We start from the raw sequence: 20,594 nt of genomic DNA on the forward strand, positions 1-20,594 counted from the left end.
CTGCGCTGGGTTGAAGCTACCGCAAGCTCAAGGACAACGCGCAACAGGAGGATGCTTTGCTCTGCGTTAACTAGCCGGCTACAGACGGTTGAGTTTTACGCTCCTTGTTCAACCGAACGTATGCCGCCGAATTCGCCGGCGCTTTGCATGAGGGTCCACGGTTCCGACCCTGCCCCGTGAAACGGATCTCGACGAAGTGAGAAGCCTCAAGGGTCGAGCCCGCCGACCGCCTGTCAGAACCCGCTCAACACGCGTAGATGCCGGTGCTCGTGGTTCGTGCCGGTCGGATGGGCATGCGAATGCCGCTCTTCGGCGACCGGGATCAGGCAGAGAGACCCATGGAGGACGCCGCGCTCGGCGAACAGCGCCTCGGCATAGGCCGATACGTCGCCCACCCGTCCCCGCATCAGCATCACGTCGATCGACGTGGTGTGGTCGAGCGGGGCCGACAGAACAGCGACCGTCTCATCGTGCCGGTCCAGGCGGCCTTGGGGCACCCGCGTCGCGAGGCTGCGGACCGACTGGTCGATCGCGCAGCTGACGACGCCGAAGCAGTGCGCCCCGGCCGGCGCCTCGGGGCGCGCCGACAGTCCGCGTCGCACGAGATCGCGGATCGCCTCGGACCGGTTGGCCGCGCCGACGCTCTCCATATAGGCGTCGAGCGCGACTGCGAGATCGTCGTCGATCGCGATGGTTGTCCGACGCATGGCCAATGGCTCTCCGATGATCCTCGCAGAATAAGCCGATGTAGAAGGCCGCACAACGAACCTCCGCGTCAGGAACCCTTGCCGGTGGTCGCGCTCCGGACGTATGATCCGTCGATAAGAATTTCATACTCGGAGTGCGCCGTGACCTGTCTTCCTGGCACTCTCGGGCGGTCCGCCGCCCTATGCCTGATGCTCGCCTCGACGCCGGCGCTCGCCCATTTCCAGGAGATCATCCCGTCGGCCGACGTCGTGCCGGAGGGGGGCAGCGTGACCGTCGACATGATCTTCACTCATCCCTTCGACGGCGGTCCCGCGATGGACATGAAGCGCCCCGTGCAGGTGGGCGTCCTCAAGAACGGGACGAAGAGCGACCTGTCCGGCTCGATCGCGGAAAAGCCGGCGGGCGACGCCACCGGCTGGACGCTGGCGCACGAGGTGAGCGAGCCGGGCGCCGCGATCTTCTATGTCGAGCCCCAGCCCTATTTCGAGCCGGCCGAGAACAAGCAGATCATCCATTATGCCAAGGTGGTGGTGGACGGCTTCGCGTCCGGCGAGGGCTGGGACGCGCTCGTGGGCCTCCCGGTCGAGATCCGTCCGCTGACCCGGCCGACCGGACTTTGGACCGGCAACCAGTTCTCCGGCGTCGTACTGAAGAACGGCGCGCCCGTGCCCTTCGCCGAGATCGAGGTCGAGTTCATCAACGACGGCACGGTGAAGGCTCCGAACGACGCTTTCGTCACCCAGGTGATCAAGGCCGACGCCAACGGCACCTTCTCCTACACCATGCCGCGCGGCGGCTGGTGGGGCTTCGCGGCGCTGGTGGAAGGCGACCAGCCCGGCAAGTCTCCGGACGGTCAGGACGTCGCCATCGAGGAGGGCGGCCTCATCTGGGTGAGGACGACCGATATGTCCGGCTCGAATTAGGCACGCCCCGATGGCCCACATCGCCGACGGTCTCCTTTCCGTGCCGGTGCTGCTCTGCGGTGCCGGCATGGCGGCCGCCGGCGTCGGGCTCGGGCTGCGGCGGCTCGACGACCGCCTGATCCCGCGGGCCGGTATTCTCGCCGCAGCGGTGTTCGTCGGCTCGCTGGTGTCGATCCCCGTCGGCCCGTCCAGCGTGCACGTCCTGATGAGCGGGGCGATGGGTCTCATGCTCGGCATCGCCACCTTTCCGGCAGTGCTGGTCATCCTGTCGCTGCAGGCGCTGCTGTTCGGCTTCGGCGGACTGACGACGCTGGGCGTCAACACGGTCAACATCGCGCTGCCGGGCGTCGTCTTCGCCATGCTCCTCGGCCCCGCGATACGGCGCGCCGGCCACGCGACGACGCGCGCGGCGCTCGCCGGCCTCGTCGGCGCCCTCTCGGTCGCGGGCACCGGGGGTCTCGTCGCCCTGTCGCTCGCTCTCTCGTCCTCGGACTACGCGCCGGTCGCCAGCGTGATCATCGCCACCTACGTGCCGCTGATGATCGGCGAGGCGTTCGTGACCGCGACGATCGTGTCCTTCCTCGCCCGCGTGCATCCGGACGCGCTGCGGCCGGTCACCTCATGAAGCGCGTCGCCGCCGCGCTGCTGATCGCGCTCGCCCTCGCCTCCCCGGCCGCGGCTCACAAGCTCAAGGTGTTTGCTACCGTCGAGGGACAGGCCGTCCGGGGCTACGCCTTCTTCATCGGAGGAGGCCGACCGAACGGCAGCCCCTGGATCGCGAAGGACGCCGCCGGCAAGGTCGTCGCTTCCGGCACCACGGACGCCGAGGGCCGCTTCGCCTTCGCGCTTCCTGCCGCGGCGACCACGGATCTGACCGTGACGGTCGACACGCAGGAGGCCCATGTCGCCTCGGCGACCTTGGCGGCAAGCCGGCTGGCCGGAGCATCCTCGACCGCGCCGCCCGCCCCCGCACCCGCCGACGGCGCAGCGGATGCGGGGGGCGACGAGGCGAGGCTCGCCGCGCTGATCGGCGCCGCTGTGCAGAAGGAGATCGAGCCGCTGATGGAGCGGCTGGAAGCGATGGATGCGCGGCTGCGTTTCACCGACATGCTCTCCGGCGTGTTCCTGATCATCGGCCTTGCCGGCATCGGGCTCTGGGCGCGGGGGCTACGACGCTGATCGCCCTGAGCGACCCGCGTCTGCGCCTCGTCGCCGCGCTTGTCGCGGTTTGCGCGATCTCGCTCCTCCAGACGCTGCCGGTCGCCGCGGTCGTGTTCTCGGTCGCCGTTCTCGTCGCGGCGCTGCATCGCACGGAGCGTCGGCTCTGGTCTCGATTGCTGCACGTCGAGATGTTCGCTCTCCTGCTCTTCGTGACGCTCCCCTTCACCATGCCCGGTCCGACCCTCGCCACGCTCGGGCCTCTCCACGTCAGCAGCACCGGCCTTTGGCGCGCGTCGCTCGTCGCGCTCAAGGTTTCGGCCTGCGTTCTGGTTCTCCTCGTCCTCCTGAACGGCCTAGAGCCGGAACGGCTCGGCGCGACGCTGCGGGCGCTGCACGTGCCGGAGAAGCTCACCCGCCTCTTCGTGATGACGGCCCGCTATGTCGCGCTGATCCGCGAGGAAGCGCGGCGGCTGAGCGAGGCCATGCGCGCGCGCGGTTTCACACCCCGCTCGAACCGCCATACCTGGCGCAGCTACGGCAATCTTCTCGGCATGATCCTGGTGCGCGCGCTGGACCGGGCCGAGCGCGTGCAGGAAGCCATGCTCTGCCGCGGCTTCGCCGGACACTACCCCGATGTGCCGCTGCCCCTGCCGCGCTCCCGCGATTGGGCGCTCTTCGCGCTGCTCCTCGGCGCCGCCGTTCTCGCCGTGACGACCGATCGCCTATGAGCGCGCTTCTCGAACTCTCCGGTCTCACCGTCATGCGCGGCGGCACGACCGTTCTGACCGGCGTCGATCTCACGCTGTCGCGCGGCGAGCGCGTCGCGCTGGTCGGTGCCAACGGCGCCGGCAAGACAAGCCTTCTGCGCAGCATCGTCGGGCTGGAACCCACCGGAGGCGGCAGGATCCGCCTGTTCGGCGAGGACTGCACGACGGAGCGGCAGTTCCGCACCGTCCGCCCGCGCATCGGCTTCCTGTTTCAGGACAGCGACGACCAGCTCTTCTGCCCCACAGTCCTCGAAGACGTCGCCTTCGGCCCGCTCAATCTCGGGCTCGGCGCGGCGGACGCGCGGGCCCGAGCGATGGCCGCGCTGGAGGGCCTCGGCATCGGCCATCTCGCCGATCGCATCAACCACCGGCTGTCCGGCGGCGAGAAACGGCTCGTATGCCTTGCAGGGCTGCTCGCGATGAAGCCGGACGTCATGATGCTCGACGAGCCCACCAACGGCGTCGACGAGGCGCATGGCCGCCGATTACGTCAGGCGCTGCTCGCCTATCCCGGCGCCCTGCTCCTCGTCTCGCACGACTCACATTTCGTCGCCGAGCTGGCGACACGGGAGATGGTGATCCGGCAGGGTCGACTCGTGCCGGCGGACATCCATGACCACGCCCATGTTCACCGGCATCCCCACATCCATCCAGACCACGACCGGACATAACCGGACCGATTGCCCCAAGACGAAACGGCGCGAAGCGCGATACTTTCATGAATTGTCCCTGAGGTGGCTAATTAGAGCCACCCAAAACAACTTCACGATGAAACTATTTATCGCTGGTACCTTCGCAGGCTCTGCTGTTATCAAAGCATAACGACCCCGCAGACTGAACCAACATGCCGCTTTGGCATGGCCGGGGTGCCGCGCTCGTCGAGGAATTGGCTCATGCACTTCACGCCGAGAGAAATCGATAAGCTCCTGATCTACTCGCTCGCTCAGGTCGCGCAGAAGCGTCAGGATCAGGGACTGAAGCTCAACCATCCCGAGGCGGTCTCGCTGATCTCCGTCGCCGCGCTGGACGGGGCGCGCGCCGGCAAGACCGTCGAAGAGGTCATGGAGCTGGCCGGCCGGGCGATCACCCGCGACGACGTCATGGAAGGCGTCGTGGACATGATCCCCTACGTGCAAGTCGAGGCCGTGTTCGCCGACGGCAGCCGCCTCGTCACCGTGCACAATCCCATCAAGTAGCGCGCTCGAGGGGCCTCATCATGAGCAACGACCAGAAGAAGGCCCCGGTTGGCGGCCTCGTCCTCGGCAAGGGCGACATCGAGATCAATGCCGGCTACCCGACCACGGCGCTGAAGGTGCGCAATACCGGCGATCGTCCCATTCAGGTCGGGTCGCATTTCCATTTCTTCGAGGTGAATGCTTCGCTGGAGTTCGATCGCGAGCAGGCTTTCGGCAAGCGGCTCAACATTCCGGCCACGACCGCGCTGCGCTTCGAGCCGGGCGACGAAAAGGACGTCGTTCTGGTTCCCTTTCAGGGCAAGCAGCGCGTGCTGGGCTTCAACGGCCTCGTCAACGGCTGGGTCGGCGACGAGAACTACAACGACTACCGCCCGCGTCTTGCCGACGCTCTGGAGCGCGCGCAGCGCTACGGCTTCAAGAGCAAGTCGTCATGAGCCGCAACAATCAGGCAATGGAGCTCTGAGATGGCGAAGATCTCGAGGCGGCAATATTCGGACCTCTACGGTCCCACGACCGGCGACAAGATCCGGCTGAGCGACACGGATCTCTACATCGAGATCGAGAAGGATCTGCGCGTCTACGGCGAGGAGGCCGTCTACGGCGGCGGCAAGACGCTGCGCGACGGCATGGGCTACGACAACGAGCTCACCAGCGCGGCGGGCGCTCCCGATCTCGTCATCACCAACGTCACCATCCTCGACGCCGTGCAGGGCGTCATCAAGGCGGATGTCGGCATCAAGAACGGGTTGATCTGCGGCATCGGCAAGGCCGGCAACCCGTCCACCATGTCGGGCGTCACCCCCGGCCTCGCGCTCGGGCCGGGCACGGACGCGATCTCGGGCGAGCATCTCATCCTGACGGCGGGCGGCATCGACGCGCACGTCCATTACATCTCGCCCCAGCAGGCCCAGGCTGCCCTGTCCAACGGCGTCACCACCCTGTTCGGGGGCGGCATCGGACCGAGCGACGGCACCAACGGCACCACGATCACCCCCGGCACCTGGAACATCGAGATGATGCTCCGGTCGTTCGACGGCTGGCCGGTGAATGCCGGCGTGCTCGGCAAGGGCAACGGCTCGGCACCGATCCCGATCGAGGAGCAGATCCGCGCCGGCGCGGCGGGCCTCAAGATCCACGAGGACTGGGGATCGACGCCGGCCGCGATCCGCAACGCCCTGACCGTCGCCGACAGTCACGACGTCCAGGTCTGCATCCACACCGATACGCTGAACGAGGCCGGCTTCGTCGAGAACACGATCGCCGCCTTCGAGGGCCGCACCATCCATACCTACCACACGGAAGGTGCCGGCGGCGGCCATGCGCCGGACATCATCCGCGTGGCGGGCCTCCCGAACGTCATTCCCAGCTCGACCAATCCGACGCTGCCCTACGGGATCAACTCCCAGGCCGAGCTGTTCGACATGACGATGATCTGTCACAATCTCAGCCCGAAGATCCCCACCGACGTGGCCTTCGCCGAGAGCCGGGTTCGCGCCGAGACCATCGCGGCCGAGAACGTGCTGCACGATCTCGGGGCGATCTCGATCCTGTCCAGCGACAGTCAGGCGATGGGCCGCATCGGCGAGAACTGGACGCGCACCATCCAGACCGCCGATCTGATGAAGCTGCGGCGCGGCGCCTACACCGGCGACACCTCGGGCAACGACAACGAACGCGTGCTGCGCTTCGTCGCGAAGGTCACGATCAACCCCGCCATCGCGCAGGGTGTCGCCCGCGTCGTCGGCTCGATCGAGGTCGGCAAGATGGCCGACCTCGTGCTCTGGGAGCCGGCCTTCTTCGGCGCCAAGCCGAAGATGGTCATCAAGGGCGGCATGATCTCCTGGGCGCTGATGGGCGATCCCAACGCCTCGCTGCCGACGCCCCAGCCGGTGATCTACCGGCCGATGTTCGGCGCGATGGGATCGGCCCTGCCCCGCACCCGCGTGACGTTCACCTCGCACGCCGCCGTCGAGGACGGGATCGTCGACCGCTACGAGCTGAAGTCCCAGGTCCTGCCCGTCTACGGGACGCGGACCATCACCAAGAACTCGATGGTGCGCAACAGCACCCTGCCGGTGATCGAGGTCAATCCGGAGACCTTCGCCGTCACGGTCGACGGCACCCATGCCACGATCGAGCCGGCGACGCGTCTCCCGCTCACCCAGCTCCACTTCTTCAGCTGAGCCTCACCTCGCATCGTGGAGGGGCACGGCCCCTTCACAACACCCCGATGGGACGCAACCGATGGTCGCAATCGATGTACTGTGGGTGGGGTTGGGAGGCGGTGTCGGCTCCCTGCTGCGCTGGCAGGTCGGTCGGCTCGTCGAGCAGCGCAACGGCACGCCGTTCAAGTTCGGCACGCTGTTCGTCAACGTCTCCGGCGCCTTCGTCATCGCCTATATCTCGGCTTCGCTGGCGCTGGGCTGGGAGCATCGCTACGGCGACGTCATCTCGTCGCTGGTGCTGACCGGACTGCTCGGCGGCTACACCACCTTCAGCACCATGCAGCTCGATGCGGTCCAGATGACCGCGGCCCGGCACCACGCGCTGGCGCTCGTTTATCTCGTCGCGTCGGTGGGCACCGGCCTTCTCGCCGCCGCGGCCGGTGTCGCGCTGGCACGGGTCTAGGGGATGGCGATGGGCGGGCCGGCAGTCATCGTCTTCGTCGGCGGAGGTCTCGGGGCGATCGTTCGCGAGCTGTTCATGCTCGCGCTTGGCCGCCACAGCGCGGCATTCCCCCTCGACATCTTCGCGGCCAACATCGTCGCCTCGTTCCTGCTGGGGCTCGTCGTCGGCCTTCATCAGGCACACCGCGCCTCGGACAACGCCAAGCTTCTGGTCTCGACCGGCTTTTGCGGCGGCCTGTCGACCTTCTCGAGCTTCATCTACGGCGCCTATTCGGAGATGACGACGCGCGGTCAGCTGAAGCTTTCGCTCGTCTACATCTTCTCCAGCCTTGTCATCGGCTACAGCGTTACTTGGCTCGGTCTTCGAACGACGATGCAGCTGCGTCGCGCCTGAAGCCGGGTCTGTTGGGAGGCGTCCATGATTCTCGTCGAGAGCACGCTCGGCAACATCAGCCATCCGATCTGGCAGGAGCGCGCCGCCACCGGCACGGTCGATCTTCTGGTGCTGGAACAATGGGAAGCGCCGAAGAGCCGGCTGCGGAAGGCGACGGGCGGCGGGATCGAGCTCGCGATCTCGCTTCCGCGCTCCGAGCACCTGCATGACGGCGACGTGCTGCACTACGACGAGGCCGCCGACGTCATCGTCGTCGCCCGGATCGCGCTCAAGGACGTTCTCGTCATCGAGCTCGAGGGCATCGAGACGCTGTCGCCGTCCGAGATCCTGCGCACCTGCTTCGAGCTGGGTCATGGTCTGGGCAATCAGCACTGGCCGGCGGTGATCAAGGGTACCACCGTCTACGTGCCCTTGTCGGTCGACCAGAAGGTCATGGCATCGGTCATGCGCACCCATGCCTTCGAGCACGTGAAGACGCATTTCGCCCCCGGCGCGGAGATCGCGGCCAAGCTGGATGCCCGCGAGGTGCGCCTGCTCTTCGCCGGTGCCGACGCGACGCCGCATCATCATCACGCAGAGCACGACCGAGCCCACTCACACGACCATGATCACGGCCACCACCTAGGGAATGGGCATCATCATGATCACGATCATCAGCATGACCATGACCATTCGCACCGTCACGGCCGCGCGCACTCGCAGGTGACCTGATGATGGACGGCGGCATGGGCAAGCGTGGCAGTGCCGTCGGCATGGTGCATCTGGCGCGCCTGCTGCAGTTCTCGGATTCCACGCTGCCGATCGGCTCCTTCGCCTTCTCGAACGGGCTGGAATCGGCTCTGCAGACCGGCATCGTCTCCGATCCGGCAAGCCTTCTGAGCTATGTCGACCTCATCCTGCGGCAGAGCGCGCGCATGGACGGGATCGCCCTGCTCCACGCCCACCGCGCGGCGCTGGCGGGCGACGACGAGGCGATCCGTCTGGCGGACAGCGAACTGTTCTGCCGGCGCGTCGGCGAGGAGCAGCAGCTGATGCTGACGCGCGTCGGCAAGAAGTTCGCCGAGCTGGTGCTGACGATCATGACGGCGCCGACGCTCGAGCGCTGGCTGGGCGACATCAAGGCGAACGCGACCCCGGGTTGCCTGCCCGTCGGCCAGGCGATCGCGCTCGCTCACATGGGTGCCGACGAGGTCGAAGCCTTCGCCATGCATCAATACGCCATCGGCTCGATGATCCTCAGCGCCGCCCTGAGGCTCATGCGCATCGACCACCTCGACACGCAGCGCATCCTGTTCACGGCCCAGGGACGCGTCGAAGGCGACTATCTGGCCGTTCGCGACTTCTCGCTCGACGAGATGGCCTCCTTCGCCCCCGTCTTCGACGTCCTCGTCGCCCATCACACGACCACCCATCTCCGCCTGTTCATGAACTGAACGCGGGATCGGCAAGGAAATCGGTTCATGAAGAAGATCACGCGCATCGGCATCGGCGGACCGGTCGGCTCGGGCAAGACCGCCGTCATCGAGACCATCACCCCTCGCCTCATCGACCTCGGCATCAAGCCGCTGATCATCACCAACGACGTGGTGACGACCGAGGACGCCAAGCAGGTGCGCCGCACGCTGAACGGCATCCTCGTCGAGGAGAAGATCGTCGGCGTCGAGACCGGCGCCTGCCCGCACACCGCGGTGCGCGAAGACCCGTCAATGAACATCGCGGCCGTCGAGAAGCTGGAAGAAGACTATCCCAACAGCGACGTGATCCTGATCGAGTCCGGCGGCGACAACCTCACTTTGACCTTCAGCCCGGCGCTCGCGGACTTCTACATCTACGTCATCGACGTCGCCGCCGGCGACAAGATCCCGCGCAAGAATGGCGCCGGCGTCTGCCAGTCCGACATCCTCGTGATCAACAAGAAGGACCTCGCCCCCTACGTCGGCGCGAGCCTGGAGGTGATGGAGCGCGACTCCAAGCTGATGCGCGGCAAGAAGCCGTTCATCTTCACCAACTGCAAGACCGAAGAGGGGATCGACGATCTGATCCGCCTCATCCTCGACATGGCGCTCTTCGACGTGAAGGTCGCCGAGCCCGCGAGAATGGACGCCTGAGGCATGGCGCTCCACGAGCAACTCGGTCGCCTGGACGACGCGCGCGAGCTGCGCGACTTCAAGGCCGAGCCCGCTCAGATGCGGGCGGCAGGGCCGGGAAAGGTCGGCGAGCTGCGCCTCGGCTTCTCGCTGTGCGGCGGCCGCTCGATCCTGCACGACCTTTACCGCGTGGCGCCGCTGCTTGTTCAGCAAGCGCTCTACTGGGACGAGGCGATGCCGGAACTGCCGATCTGCTCGATCATCTCGATCGGCGGCGGCATCCTGCAGGGGGATCGATACAAGATCGACATCTCCGTGGGCGAGGATGCGTGCGCGCACGTCACCTCGCAGAGCGCCAATCGCGTCCATCGCATGGACGCGAACTACGCCTCCCAACATCAGACGGTGACGCTGGAGCGCGGCTCCTACCTGGAATACCTGCCGGATTTCACCATTCCCTACCGCGACTCCCGCTTCATCAATCACACCGACATCGTGATCAGCGAGGACGCCACGCTGCTCTACGGCGAGATGATGCTGGTCGGCCGCAAGCATCATCGTGCCGAGGAGCGCTTCGGGCTCGATCTCCTCTCGAACGCGGTGGCGGTGCGCCGGCCCGGCGGGCGCAAGCTCTTCGCCGAGAAGATCCTGATCGAGAAGGGCGATCCGTCCGTCGATTATCCCGCCGTGATGCGGGGCTTCGACGCCTTCGCCAACATCATGTGCCTGACGCCTCCGCCGGTCGCCGCCCGCATCCAGGAGCGCTTCGAAACTCAGTTCCCGAGCGAAGGGCCGCGGGCGATCTCCGGCGTCTGCCGCCTGCCCAACGCTGCCGGCCTGATGCTGCGCGCGGTCGGCATGGAAACCTACGACGTGCGCCGCGAGGTGCGCCGGTTCTGGCGCATCGTCCGCGAGGAAGCGCGCGGTCGGACGCTTCCGCAGGAATTCCTCTGGCGCTGACTGAAAGATCCCAGCCGTGGCCGAGCAGAAAAGCAACCTCGTCACCGAAGTCCTGAAGGGAACGAGTCAGGTTTTCTTCATGGAGAACGCCGTCACCGGCATCCTGTTCTTCGCCGCCATCGCCTACGCATCCTACGCGTCCGACGCCTGGGCGACGACGATCGGCGCCGTCGTCGGCGTCGTCGTCGCGACCCTCACGGCGCGTCTGCTGGATTGCGACGAGGCGTCGACCGCCTCGGGCCTCTTCGGCTTCAACGGCGTTCTCGTCGGCGTCGCCCTGCCGACCTTCATCGCCGACTCGCCGCAGCTCTGGGTCTACGTGGTGATCGGTGCCGCCGTGAGCACAGTCATTACCGCAGCCTTCAGCGCGACGCTGACCGGCCGATGGGGCATTCCCGGCTCGACCGGACCCTTCGTACTCACCGGCTGGCTGATGGTCGCCGGCGCCTACTCCTTCGGCGGCCTGCACGTCACCGGCAGCGCCCCGAAGCTTCCCACGGACTACCTGCAGGGCCTCGCATCGATCCCGCGGCCCGCGGAACTCGTGCAGATCTTCTTCCGCAACATCGGGCAGGTCTTCCTGCTCGGCAGCGAGATCTCCGGCGCGATCATCCTTCTCGGCATCTTCATCGCGTCGGTCCGCGCCGGCCTGGCGACCGTTGCCGGCTCGCTGATCGCCATGGTGGTCGCAATTGGGATGGGTGCGGATCCCACCGCGGTCAGCCAGGGGCTCTACGGCTTCAGTCCCGTTCTGACCGCGCTCGCCGTCGGCGTCATCTTCCTGAAGACGTCACCGAAGGTGATCGCCTACGCGGCGCTCGCCACCGTCGCCACGGTCTTCGTGCAGGCCGCGCTCGACGTGATGGTAGCGCCCGTCGGGATCCCCTCGTTCACGGCCCCCTACGTGCTGACGATGTACCTCTTCATCGCGCCCAAGAAGCTGATGGCTCCGCACCCGCACAAGCCGGTCGCGGACCACATGGTCGGCAACGCGCATGCCGAGCCCGCCTCGTCCCCGTCGACGGCCGCGTCGTGAGAGCGACGAGGACTCGCAACGACCACAGGAACCGGCACGGCGGCTCGCCAGCCGCCGTTTCAAGCTGAAGCGGCGCGCGGTCGGGTCGCACGATCCAGGCGCGCATTGTCGAAAAGGGTGATGGTATGCAAGCAATCAACGCGGGCGACACGGCCTTCATCCTCCTGTGCACCGCTCTGGTGTGCATGATGACCCCGGCCCTGGCGCTGTTCTACGGCGGCCTCGTCAAGCAGCGCGACATGCTGTCGATCATGATCCAGAACTTCGTCTGCATGGGCGTGGTCGGGCTGATCTGGGTCTTCGGCGGCTTCAGCCTCGTTTTCGGACCCGACATCGGCGGCGTGATCGGCAGCATCGTGCCCTATTTCGGCATGTACAATGTCGGCATCACGCCCAATCCGAGTTACGGGCCGAACATCCCCTTCATCATGGTGTTCGCCTATCAGATGATGTTCGCCATCATCACGCCGGCGCTGATGACCGGCGCCTTTGTCGGCCGGTTCCGCTTCGGCGCCTATCTCTTGTTCATCACCTTCTGGACCATCCTGGTCTACCTGCCTGCGGCCCACTGGGTCTGGGGTGGAGGCTTCCTCGCGAAGCTCGGCGTGGTGGATTTTGCCGGCGGCATCGTCATCCACACCTCGGCGGGCTTCTCGGCGCTGCTGACTGCGGCCTACCTCGGCAAGCGCAAGCTGGCCCCGGGCGAGAGCGAGTCCGAGCCGGCTGCCCTGCCGCTGGTGGCGCTGGGCGCCGGCCTGTTGTGGTTCGGCTGGTTCGGCTTCAATGCGGGCGGCGCCTATGCCGCCGACGCGCTCGCGGCCTACGCCTTCCTCAGCACCATGCTGGCAGGCTCCATCGCCATGCTCGTCTGGATGTTCTGGGAGTGGCGGGAAAAGGGTCGCCCCTCGTTCTCCGGCGTCCTGGTCGGCGCGGTGGCGGGCCTCGCCACCATCACCCCGGCCTCCGGTTATGTCGAGCCGATCTCCGCGCTGCTGATCGGCGCCGTCGGGGCCACGGTCTGCTACCACGCCAAGTACGTGCAGAGCTGGCTGAAGATCGACGACACGCTCGAGGTCTGGCGCGCGCACGGCGTCGGCGGCGTCACCGGCGCCCTCTTGATCGGCGTCCTCGCCAGCCCGCACATCGACCAGGTGTCGGCGGGCTTCCGTCAGCTCGGCGTCCAGCTGCTCGCCGTGGTGGTCGTCGCCGCCTATGCCAGCCTCGTCACCTACGTCCTTCTGAAGATCCTGGACGGCATGGGGGTGCTCCGGGTGTCGGACGAGATCCAGGAGGAAGGCCTCGACACGCCGTTCTACGGCGAGCGTGCCTACAGCTTCTGGAACATGGATCGCGGGAATGCAAAGTGACCGCCGGACCGAGGTCGGCGCGGCTGGTTCATCCTCGCCGCTGAGCCGCGACGGCGCCCGCTCGGGACATCGGGTCCCGGGCGGGCGCTTCCATCTCCTCCGCAGCCTCGCCGGTGCATCGCCGCCATGGACCTGACGCTCGCGATCTTCGTCCTCGTCTACGTCGCCATGGGCGTCGGCCATCTTCCGGGCTTTCGCCTCGACCGCACCGGCTCGGCCATCGTCGGCGCCATGGTTCTCATCGCCGCGGGGCGGATCTCGCCGGCCGCCGCGTGGGCTGCAGTGGACTACCGCGTCATCGGCCTCTTGTTCGGCCTGATGACGATTTCCGCCGCCTTCATGGTGGCCGGCTTCTACGACTGGGTCGCCCTCAAGGTCGGTCATCTGAATGTCGGCCCGAAAGGCCTCCTGGCGATCCTGATCGCCGTGTCCGGAGCCATGGCCGCCCTTCTCAACAAGGACGTCGTGGCGGTGGCGATGACGCCGATCTTCTGTTCGATCTGTTTGGAACGGCGGCTCAATCCGCTACCGTTCCTTCTCGGCTTCTGCTTCGCCGCGAATTTCGCCTCGGCGACGACGATCCTCGGCAGTCCGCAGAACATGATCATCGCCGAAACGCTGCGGCTGTCCTTCCTCGGCTTCATGGCCGCCGCCGCCCCGCCGGCGGTGTTGGGGCTCCCGGTGGTCTGGGGCGTCATCGTCCTGTGCTATCGCGGGCGATGGGCGCTGCCCGCGACGCAGGGCACGGCCGCACCGGCCCTCCCTCCACCGACCGCCTTCGATCGGGGCGAGACGATCAAGACCGGCATCGTCACCATCGCGGTGGTCGCGGCCTTCATCTTCAGCGACCTGCCGCACATGCTGATCGCCCTCATGGGCGCCAGCGTGCTGCTGATCAGTCGTCGCTTCTCGTCGAGCAACCTTCTGCACAACGTCGACGGCGATCTGCTCCTGCTCCTGTTCGGCCTGTTCGTGGTCAATGCGGCGCTGACGGCGACCGGCCTGCCCGAAGAGGTCCTGGCCGGCCTGCGCCATATCGGGCTCGATCTTCGCGACCCGCCGTCCATGCTCGTCATCATGGCCGTTCTCAGCACCATCGTGGGCAACAACCCGGCCGTCATGCTGGTGGCGCCCTTCATCGGCGGTGCGCACCATCCCGAAGCCCTGGGCGCAGCGATCGCGCTCGGCACGAGCTTCTCGTCGAGCGCGGTGATCTTCGGCAGCCTGGTCGGCATCATCGTCGCCGAGGAGTGCCGCAAGCGCGGCATCGGCCTCAGCTTTTCCGAGTTCGCCCGCGCCGGCCTGCCGACCTCCATCCTGTGCCTGCTGATGGCCGCCGCATGGATTCTCTACCTCCGCTGACCCCTCTCGAAAGCCGGAGCGCGTCCCGGCCGCTCTGCGTCATCTCCGAGCGCCTCGGCGTCGCCGGGTGCGGCCCACAGCCGTTCGGTGCCCGGATCGGAGTCCGATGCACGGCAGGCTTCACAGTTGGTAAGGAATTTGGTGGGCCCGGCAGGACTCGAACCTGCAACCAAGCGGTTATGAGCCGCCGGCTCTGACCATTGAGCTACAGGCCCACCCGTCATCGGCGTAGCGGAATCGGCGGAGCTCCTCAAGAGGCGGGAGAGCGTCGAGAGGCTCCATCGCGAGACGGCCACATTCGGCTTCGATGAAGCGGCATCATGCCCACGGGGAGCTTTCGATGACGGTGATTCGCCCGCTTCTTCTCGCCTTCGCCCTGACCGGATCGACCTGCCTTGCGGCGCAGGCCCAGTCGCCCTTCTCGTCGCCCGACGCGCCGGTGCGCTCGGTGACGGTGACCGGTCACGGCGAAGCGAGCGCGAGGCCCGACCTTGCCTATGCGGACTTCACCGTGCTGCGCACGGGCAAGACCGCCCGCGAGGCGCTGGATGCGGCCAACACCGGCATGGCAGCCGTGCTTGAAGGAATGAAGGCCGAGGGCATCGAAGACCGGGACCTGCGCACCGCGGGCTTCTCGATAAATCCGCAGTACCGCTACGACCAGAATCAGGACGGCACGCAGAAGCCGCCGGAGCTCGTCGGCTACGAGGTGCGCAACAGCCTGACCGTTCGCGTGCGCACCGTCGACAAGATTGGCGCGATCCTCGACAAGGCGGTGTCGCTCGGAGCCAACGAGGGCGGCTCCATCCGCTTCGACTTCACCGATCCCGAGGACTTGCGCGGCGAGGCGCGGCGGAGCGCCGTCGCGGATGCCAAGGCAGCGGCCGAGATCCTGGCCGAAGCCGCCGGCGTCCAGCTCGGTCGCGTCCTCGACATCACGACGAATGTCGAGCAGGAGCCCCTGCCCCCCGTACCGATGCTGCGCATGGCCCAGTCGGCGGCCGCGCCGGAGGTGCCCGTCGCCCTCGGCGAAAACACGATCGACGCGCGCGTGCGCATCATCTTCGAGATCGCGCCCTGACGGGTCGACCCCAATAAAATGACCCCGCCGGTGTCTCGCACCGGCGGGGTCTTGAACGGCAGCGGCTCGGCGTCCGGATCAGCGGCGATAGCTGATCACGGGGCAGTCGCGGCGCTGGGCGAAGCGGACTTCGGCGCCGTTGCGGGCCGAAACGATCGTGATCGCGCGGCGCGTCTCACGCGCCACGTAGGGGCGGCGCACGCCGAGACGGCCGGCCTCGCGCAGCGCGCGGCGCGGCGAGCAGAAGTCGCCGCGATGCCGGCTCGGGCCGCGGTCGTCGTAGCGCGGTCCGCCGCCGCGATAGCCGTGGCCGTCGCCGATGGTGATGCCGAACGAGATGTCGTTCGCGGCCGCCGGCGCCGTGGTCAGGCCGAGGGCGCCGGCAGCCAGCGCGGCGGAGAGGCAGGCGCCGCGGATCAGGGTCTTGAACATGGTGCGTCTCCCGGAAGAGCGGCCGGCGCAGCGAGCTCGGCCAGAAGGATGCGCTCTTCTAAGCCGGGCGAACTGAATGCGTTCGGAAGGGCTCGTTCATCTCGCGTTCAGCCTGGCGCCGCCGGGCGTTCGGTCAGCCCGCGGCATCCAGCCCATGGCGGGCGCTGATCCGCGCGATACGACCGTCGGCGATCTCGAAGAACAGGCCGGCCGGCACGGAGAAGCTGCGCCCCTGCCCGTCGGCAGGCTCGCCGCGCAGCGTGAACTCCGCCGCGGCATGAACCCCGTCCGGCGCGACCATGACCACGAGGTCGCCGATGCTGCGCCGGACACGGCGCGCCTCGGCCGCAAGGGCTTCTCTGAAGGCGTCGCGGCCGATCGAGCGTTCGCCCGTGGTGCCATCGATCGCCACGTCGTCGTCGAGGCAGGCGAGCGCCGCGTCCCAATCGGACGCGTTCAAGGCGTCCACGAAGCGGCGCAGCAGCGCGTCCATGTCGTCGGCCGTCATACGAAATCCCCCTCCGTTGGTGCCGGTCGCGGCAGGCCCGTCCTTCAGCCGAAGGCGCCCCGCATGACCTTTGTCGAGACCTTCTCGAACACCCAATCGGGCACGAAGAAATCGGCGGCGAGCCGTCCGGTTCCGGCGGGCGCGTAGGGTGCGAAGTCGGTGACACCCTCCTCCATCAGCACCAGCTCGTCGATCAGGAACTGACCCGTGCACTGGCGCGCCGGGCGGGTCAGGACCGCGTGGGCGGCATCGGCGACGATCTCGGGCGAGCGGCTGATCGAGGCGAGCGCGTCGCCGCCGAGAACGTTGCGAACGGCCGCGGTGTCGATGGCGGTCAACGGCCAGAGCGAGTTCACGGCGACGCCCTGCTCTTCGAACTCCGCCGCCATGCCAAGGGTACAGAGCGACATACCGTACTTCGCCATGGAATAGGCGACGTGGTTCTTGAACCACTTGGCCGACATGTCGAGCGGCGGCGAGAGATTGAGGATGTGCGGGTTGTCGGCATTCAGAAGGTGGGGCAGGCAGAGCTTGGAGACGAGGAAGGTGCCGCGCGCATTGACCTGATTCATGAGGTCATAGCGCTTCATCTCGGTATCCAGCGTGCCGGTGAGCGCGATGGCCGAGGCGTTGTTGACGCAGATGTCGATGCCGCCGAAGCGCGAAACGGCCTGCTCCACCGCGGCCGCGACCTGCGCCTCCTCGCGGATGTCGCAGAGAACGGCGAGCCCCTGCCCGCCCGCGGCCTCGATCTCGGAGACGGCGGTGTGGATCGTTCCGGGAAGCTTGGGATGCGGCGTGTCGGTCTTGGCCGCGATCACGACGTTGGCGCCGTCGCGCGCGGCGCGCAGCGCGATCGCGAGGCCGATGCCGCGCGAGCCGCCGGACATGAAGACGGTCTTGTTCTTCACGCTGCGAGTGTCGGTCATGGGTGCTCCTCCTCAACGATTGACGTTTACGTCAAAGAACGAGGATTGGAAACCGCCGGTCCCAACTACCTTTGGAAGAGCCGGTCGCCCTGCTCGTCGACGAGCTGTCGAGCCTTGCGCAGCGCCGCCTGCGCCGCGTCGTCGAGGCTCGGCAGAAGATCGGCGCGCACGAAGCGATGCTCCTTCGCCTCGCCTCCGATCGTCTTCGACACGGTGCCGGCCAGCCGGAACTGCCCGCTGTCGGGAATGGGCGCGGCGGCGATGGTGAAGCCGTTGTACTCCTCGCTCGCCGCCGTCTTCGGGGCGGCCGGCTCCGCCGGGCTCGCGCCGCCGCCACCGCCGAACAGACGCTTGAAGAAGGACATGGCGTGGGACCTCGCGGCGGCATTGGCTGGTGGGACGGAGGCCGCGAAGGCGGCCCGTCTCACATATGGTCGGACAGGCGCAGCTGAAAAGCCTCGATGCGCTCGGCCGCGAGTTCCGCCTCGGCCCGCTCGTCGCGCACGAGCTGGTAGCAGGTCGGCGACGGCCGCCGATGGATGCGTGTCGACAGCCGCAGGGCATCGATCACCCAGAGCTCGCCGACGCCGAAGGCGGCATAGATGGTCGCCTTACGACCGAGATCATAGGCGAGGCTCGAATCGGAGACCTCGATCGCGAGGCGGCAGGTCGCGGCGGTCAGGCCTTCGAGACCGATCGCGCGATCATAGACGACGAAGTCCGGTTCGAGGAACGTATCGTCGGAAAGGCGGAAGGTCGTCGCCGGGGTGAAGAGGAGCGGGTCGGACGGCGCAGTCAGGCTCGAAAACGACGAAGGCCGGCGGATCGCCTCCGCCGGCCTCGCCTGATCGTCGCTTGCTCGATGCGCTCAGCTGTCGAGGAACGAGCGCAGCTTGCGCGAGCGGCTCGGGTGCTTGAGCTTGCGCAGCGCCTTGGCCTCGATCTGACGGATGCGCTCGCGGGTCACCGAGAACTGCTGGCCGACCTCTTCGAGGGTATGGTCGGTGTTCATGCCGATGCCGAAGCGCATGCGAAGGACGCGCTCCTCGCGGGGCGTGAGCGAAGCCAGCACCCGCGTCGTGGTCTCGCGCAGGTTCGCCTGGATCGCCGCGTCGATCGGCAGGATCGCGTTCTTGTCCTCGATGAAGTCGCCGAGGTGGCTGTCCTCCTCGTCGCCCACGGGGGTTTCGAGCGAGATCGGCTCCTTGGCGATCTTGAGGACCTTGCGGACCTTCTCCAGCGGCATCGCCAGCTTCTCGGCCAGCTCCTCCGGGGTCGGCTCGCGGCCGATCTCGTGGAGCATCTGGCGCGAGGTGCGCACGATCTTGTTGATCGTCTCGATCATGTGGACCGGGATGCGGATGGTCCGCGCCTGGTCGGCGATCGAGCGGGTGATGGCCTGCCGGATCCACCACGTCGCGTAGGTCGAGAACTTGTAGCCGCGGCGGTACTCGAACTTGTCCACGGCCTTCATCAGGCCGATGTTGCCCTCCTGGATGAGGTCCAGGAACTGCAGGCCGCGGTTCGTGTACTTCTTGGCGATGGAGATCACGAGGCGCAGGTTCGCCTCGACCATCTCCTTCTTGGCCTGCCGGGCCTCGGATTCGCCCTTCTTGACCATGTTCACGATGCGGCGGAACTCGATGATCTCGAGGCCGGTCTCGGTGGCGAGGTTCTGGATCTCCTGGCGGAGGTTCCGGATGTTGTCCTTGCCGTTCTGGACGAACTTCAGCCAGCCCTTGCCCGACAGGTTCGCGATGTGGCGCGTCCAGTTCGGATCGAGCTCGGAGCCCTGGTACTCGCGCAGGAACTCGTCGCGCTTGACGCCGTAGCTTTCGGCGAGGCGCAGAAGCTTGCCCTCGTTGCCGACGAGGCGCTTGTTGATGTCGTAGAGCTGCGCGACCAGGGCGTCGATGCGGTTCTGGTTGAGCGAGAGGCTCTTCACCGCGGCGACGAGGTCTTCCTTCAGCTTCTTGTACGAGCGCTCCTGAGCCGAGGACAGGGCGCCGGCGGCGGCGAGCCGCGACTCGACCTGCTGGTCCTGGAGCTTGCGCAGCCGCTTGTAGGAGTCGGCGATCAGGTCGAAGGTCTCCATGACCTGCGGCCGGATTTCCGCCTCCATGGCGGCCAGCGACATCGAGTTCTCGATGTCGTCCTCGTCGTCGTCGTCCTCGCCGCCCTCGCCCGGCAGCTTCATGCCGGTCTCCGCTTCGGTGCGGTTCTCGGCGTTTTCACCGTCGATGCCGGGGCCCGGCACCTTGGCCTCGGGGCCGGCATAGGTCGCTTCGAGATCGACGATCTCCCGAAGCATGATGTTGCCTTCGTTGAGTTCGTCGCGCCAGATGATGATGGCCTGGAAGGTCAGCGGGCTCTCGCACAGGCCGGCGATCATCGTCTCGCGGCCGGCCTCGATCCGCTTGGCGATGGCGATCTCGCCTTCGCGCGACAGGAGCTCGACCGAGCCCATCTCGCGCAGGTACATGCGGACGGGGTCGTCGGTGCGGTCGCCCGCCTCGCGCTTCTGGGTGGTGGCGACCTGCGTCGAGCCGGTCTCGGCGAGCTCGGTCGATTCGGAGGCGGACTCTTCCTTCTCCTCCTCCTCGCCTTCCTCGTCCTCGACGACGTTGATGCCCATGTCGTTGAGCATGGCCATCATGTCCTCGATCTGCTCGGACGTGACGTCGTCCGCCGAGAGCATCGAGTTCAGCTTGTCCATCGTGACGAAGCCGCGCTTCTTCGCGGCCTTGATCATCTTCTTGACGGCATCATCGGAGAGATCGAGAAGAGGGCTGTCGGGGGCGCCATCCGGACGCTCCTCGACCGGCGCTTCGCTTTCCTTGACCTTGGTCGCCATGCAGTCTTCTCTCCAATTCGTGTCGCATCCCGCCCGTCAGAGGGATGCGAGGCCGGTCCGAGACTGATCCGCTCCTTCGCTCCCGCCAAGGCCGGCTTATCCTGCCGGCCGTCACGGGTGCGACGTCGAACGACGCCGGTAAGAAGGAACGCTTCAACCAAGCGTCAAGACGCAGCCCGGCCTACGGAACTCTGATTCTCAT

25 protein-coding genes and 1 tRNA gene are annotated in these 20,594 nt (G+C 67.0%); 18 read left to right on the forward strand and 8 right to left on the reverse strand.

Annotated elements, in window-relative coordinates; all coding sequences use genetic code 11:
• Positions 1-233: 233 nt before the first annotated feature.
• On the reverse strand, positions 234-707 hold the full coding sequence (nikR, locus tag FZN60_RS12690; RefSeq protein ID WP_158873847.1) for a nickel-responsive transcriptional regulator NikR: 474 nt from the start codon (positions 705-707) through the stop codon (positions 234-236).
• A gap of 189 nt (positions 708-896) precedes the next feature.
• Here nikR and FZN60_RS12695 point away from each other — a divergent pair, with 189 nt between their 5' ends.
• From FZN60_RS12695 to FZN60_RS12775, 17 genes are all read left to right on the forward strand, one after another.
• Entirely contained in the window at positions 897-1,631 is a 735-nt protein-coding gene (locus FZN60_RS12695; protein ID WP_158873942.1) for a DUF4198 domain-containing protein, read from the forward strand.
• A gap of 10 nt (positions 1,632-1,641) precedes the next feature.
• Positions 1,642-2,256, forward strand: coding sequence for a cobalt transporter CbiM (gene cbiM, locus FZN60_RS12700; RefSeq protein WP_158873848.1), 615 nt, complete (start codon positions 1,642-1,644; stop codon positions 2,254-2,256).
• A complete protein-coding gene (locus FZN60_RS12705; protein ID WP_158873849.1) occupies positions 2,253-2,810 on the forward strand; it encodes a NikL family nickel/cobalt ECF transporter subunit in 558 nt (185 codons plus the stop codon). Before cbiM ends, FZN60_RS12705 begins: the two co-directional genes overlap by 4 nt.
• A 5-nt stretch (positions 2,811-2,815) precedes the next feature.
• A complete protein-coding gene (gene cbiQ / locus FZN60_RS12710; protein ID WP_246726768.1) occupies positions 2,816-3,520 on the forward strand; it encodes a cobalt ECF transporter T component CbiQ in 705 nt (234 codons plus the stop codon).
• Positions 3,517-4,230 (forward strand): energy-coupling factor ABC transporter ATP-binding protein, encoded by a 714-nt coding sequence (locus tag FZN60_RS12715; protein WP_158873850.1) that lies wholly within the window; start codon positions 3,517-3,519, stop codon positions 4,228-4,230. The genes cbiQ and FZN60_RS12715 overlap by 4 nt, the downstream gene beginning before the upstream one ends.
• Before the next feature lie 222 nt (positions 4,231-4,452).
• Entirely contained in the window at positions 4,453-4,755 is a 303-nt protein-coding gene (locus FZN60_RS12720; protein ID WP_158873851.1) for an urease subunit gamma, read from the forward strand.
• Between the two features lie 20 nt (positions 4,756-4,775).
• Positions 4,776-5,189: an urease subunit beta gene (locus FZN60_RS12725; protein WP_158873852.1), complete on the forward strand. Its 414-nt coding sequence runs from the start codon at positions 4,776-4,778 to the stop codon at positions 5,187-5,189.
• A 30-nt stretch (positions 5,190-5,219) separates the two neighbouring features.
• Entirely contained in the window at positions 5,220-6,938 is a 1,719-nt protein-coding gene (locus tag FZN60_RS12730; RefSeq protein WP_158873853.1) for an urease subunit alpha, read from the forward strand.
• A 61-nt stretch (positions 6,939-6,999) separates the two neighbouring features.
• Positions 7,000-7,383 (forward strand): fluoride efflux transporter FluC, encoded by a 384-nt coding sequence (locus FZN60_RS12735; RefSeq protein ID WP_158873854.1) that lies wholly within the window; start codon positions 7,000-7,002, stop codon positions 7,381-7,383.
• Between the two features lie 9 nt (positions 7,384-7,392).
• Positions 7,393-7,776 carry a CrcB family protein gene (locus FZN60_RS12740; RefSeq protein ID WP_158873855.1) on the forward strand — a complete coding sequence of 128 codons (384 nt, stop codon included), beginning with the start codon at positions 7,393-7,395 and terminating at the stop codon, positions 7,774-7,776.
• A 24-nt stretch (positions 7,777-7,800) separates the two neighbouring features.
• The gene (locus FZN60_RS12745) at positions 7,801-8,487 is read left to right on the forward strand and encodes an urease accessory protein UreE (RefSeq protein WP_158873856.1); all 687 of its coding nucleotides are present in this window, start codon (positions 7,801-7,803) and stop codon (positions 8,485-8,487) included.
• A 41-nt stretch (positions 8,488-8,528) separates the two neighbouring features.
• Positions 8,529-9,209 carry an urease accessory protein UreF gene (locus FZN60_RS12750; RefSeq protein ID WP_158873944.1) on the forward strand — a complete coding sequence of 227 codons (681 nt, stop codon included), beginning with the start codon at positions 8,529-8,531 and terminating at the stop codon, positions 9,207-9,209.
• Positions 9,210-9,236: 27 nt separating this feature from the next.
• Positions 9,237-9,884, forward strand: coding sequence for an urease accessory protein UreG (ureG, locus tag FZN60_RS12755; RefSeq protein ID WP_158873857.1), 648 nt, complete (start codon positions 9,237-9,239; stop codon positions 9,882-9,884).
• A 3-nt stretch (positions 9,885-9,887) separates the two neighbouring features.
• Positions 9,888-10,823 carry an urease accessory protein UreD gene (locus FZN60_RS12760; RefSeq protein ID WP_158873858.1) on the forward strand — a complete coding sequence of 312 codons (936 nt, stop codon included), beginning with the start codon at positions 9,888-9,890 and terminating at the stop codon, positions 10,821-10,823.
• A gap of 16 nt (positions 10,824-10,839) precedes the next feature.
• The gene (yut, locus tag FZN60_RS12765) at positions 10,840-11,859 is read left to right on the forward strand and encodes an urea transporter (protein ID WP_158873859.1); all 1,020 of its coding nucleotides are present in this window, start codon (positions 10,840-10,842) and stop codon (positions 11,857-11,859) included.
• Between the two features lie 125 nt (positions 11,860-11,984).
• A complete protein-coding gene (locus FZN60_RS12770; protein WP_158873860.1) occupies positions 11,985-13,226 on the forward strand; it encodes an ammonium transporter in 1,242 nt (413 codons plus the stop codon).
• 126 nt (positions 13,227-13,352) lie between these two features.
• Positions 13,353-14,588, forward strand: a complete 1,236-nt coding sequence (locus FZN60_RS12775; protein WP_158873861.1) for an ArsB/NhaD family transporter — start codon at positions 13,353-13,355, stop codon at positions 14,586-14,588.
• Between the two features lie 139 nt (positions 14,589-14,727).
• Here the strand turns inward: FZN60_RS12775 and FZN60_RS12780 are convergent.
• Positions 14,728-14,803: transfer RNA gene (locus FZN60_RS12780), tRNA-Ile, on the reverse strand.
• Positions 14,804-14,928: 125 nt separating this feature from the next.
• On the opposite strand from FZN60_RS12780, the gene FZN60_RS12785 reads away from it, so the two are divergent.
• Positions 14,929-15,669, forward strand: coding sequence for an SIMPL domain-containing protein (locus tag FZN60_RS12785; RefSeq protein WP_158873862.1), 741 nt, complete (start codon positions 14,929-14,931; stop codon positions 15,667-15,669).
• Between the two features lie 78 nt (positions 15,670-15,747).
• Here FZN60_RS12785 and FZN60_RS12790 read toward each other — a convergent pair whose 3' ends face one another.
• From FZN60_RS12790 to rpoD, 6 genes are all read right to left on the reverse strand, one after another.
• A complete protein-coding gene (locus FZN60_RS12790; protein WP_158873863.1) occupies positions 15,748-16,101 on the reverse strand; it encodes a hypothetical protein in 354 nt (117 codons plus the stop codon).
• A gap of 133 nt (positions 16,102-16,234) precedes the next feature.
• On the reverse strand, positions 16,235-16,609 hold the full coding sequence (locus tag FZN60_RS12795; RefSeq protein WP_158873864.1) for a nuclear transport factor 2 family protein: 375 nt from the start codon (positions 16,607-16,609) through the stop codon (positions 16,235-16,237).
• 44 nt (positions 16,610-16,653) lie between these two features.
• Complete coding sequence (locus tag FZN60_RS12800) at positions 16,654-17,538, reverse strand: SDR family oxidoreductase (RefSeq protein ID WP_158873865.1); 885 nt, start codon at positions 17,536-17,538, stop codon at positions 16,654-16,656.
• A 65-nt stretch (positions 17,539-17,603) separates the two neighbouring features.
• On the reverse strand, positions 17,604-17,903 hold the full coding sequence (locus tag FZN60_RS12805) for an HlyU family transcriptional regulator (protein ID WP_158873866.1): 300 nt from the start codon (positions 17,901-17,903) through the stop codon (positions 17,604-17,606).
• Positions 17,904-17,962: 59 nt separating this feature from the next.
• A complete protein-coding gene (locus FZN60_RS12810) occupies positions 17,963-18,364 on the reverse strand; it encodes a Uma2 family endonuclease (protein WP_158873945.1) in 402 nt (133 codons plus the stop codon).
• Positions 18,365-18,406: 42 nt separating this feature from the next.
• On the reverse strand, positions 18,407-20,392 hold the full coding sequence (rpoD, locus tag FZN60_RS12815) for an RNA polymerase sigma factor RpoD (RefSeq protein ID WP_158873867.1): 1,986 nt from the start codon (positions 20,390-20,392) through the stop codon (positions 18,407-18,409).
• Positions 20,393-20,594: the final 202 nt, after the last annotated feature.

This window comes from Antarcticirhabdus aurantiaca (genome assembly GCF_009765365.1).
GTDB lineage: Bacteria > Pseudomonadota > Alphaproteobacteria > Rhizobiales > Rhizobiaceae > Antarcticirhabdus > Antarcticirhabdus aurantiaca.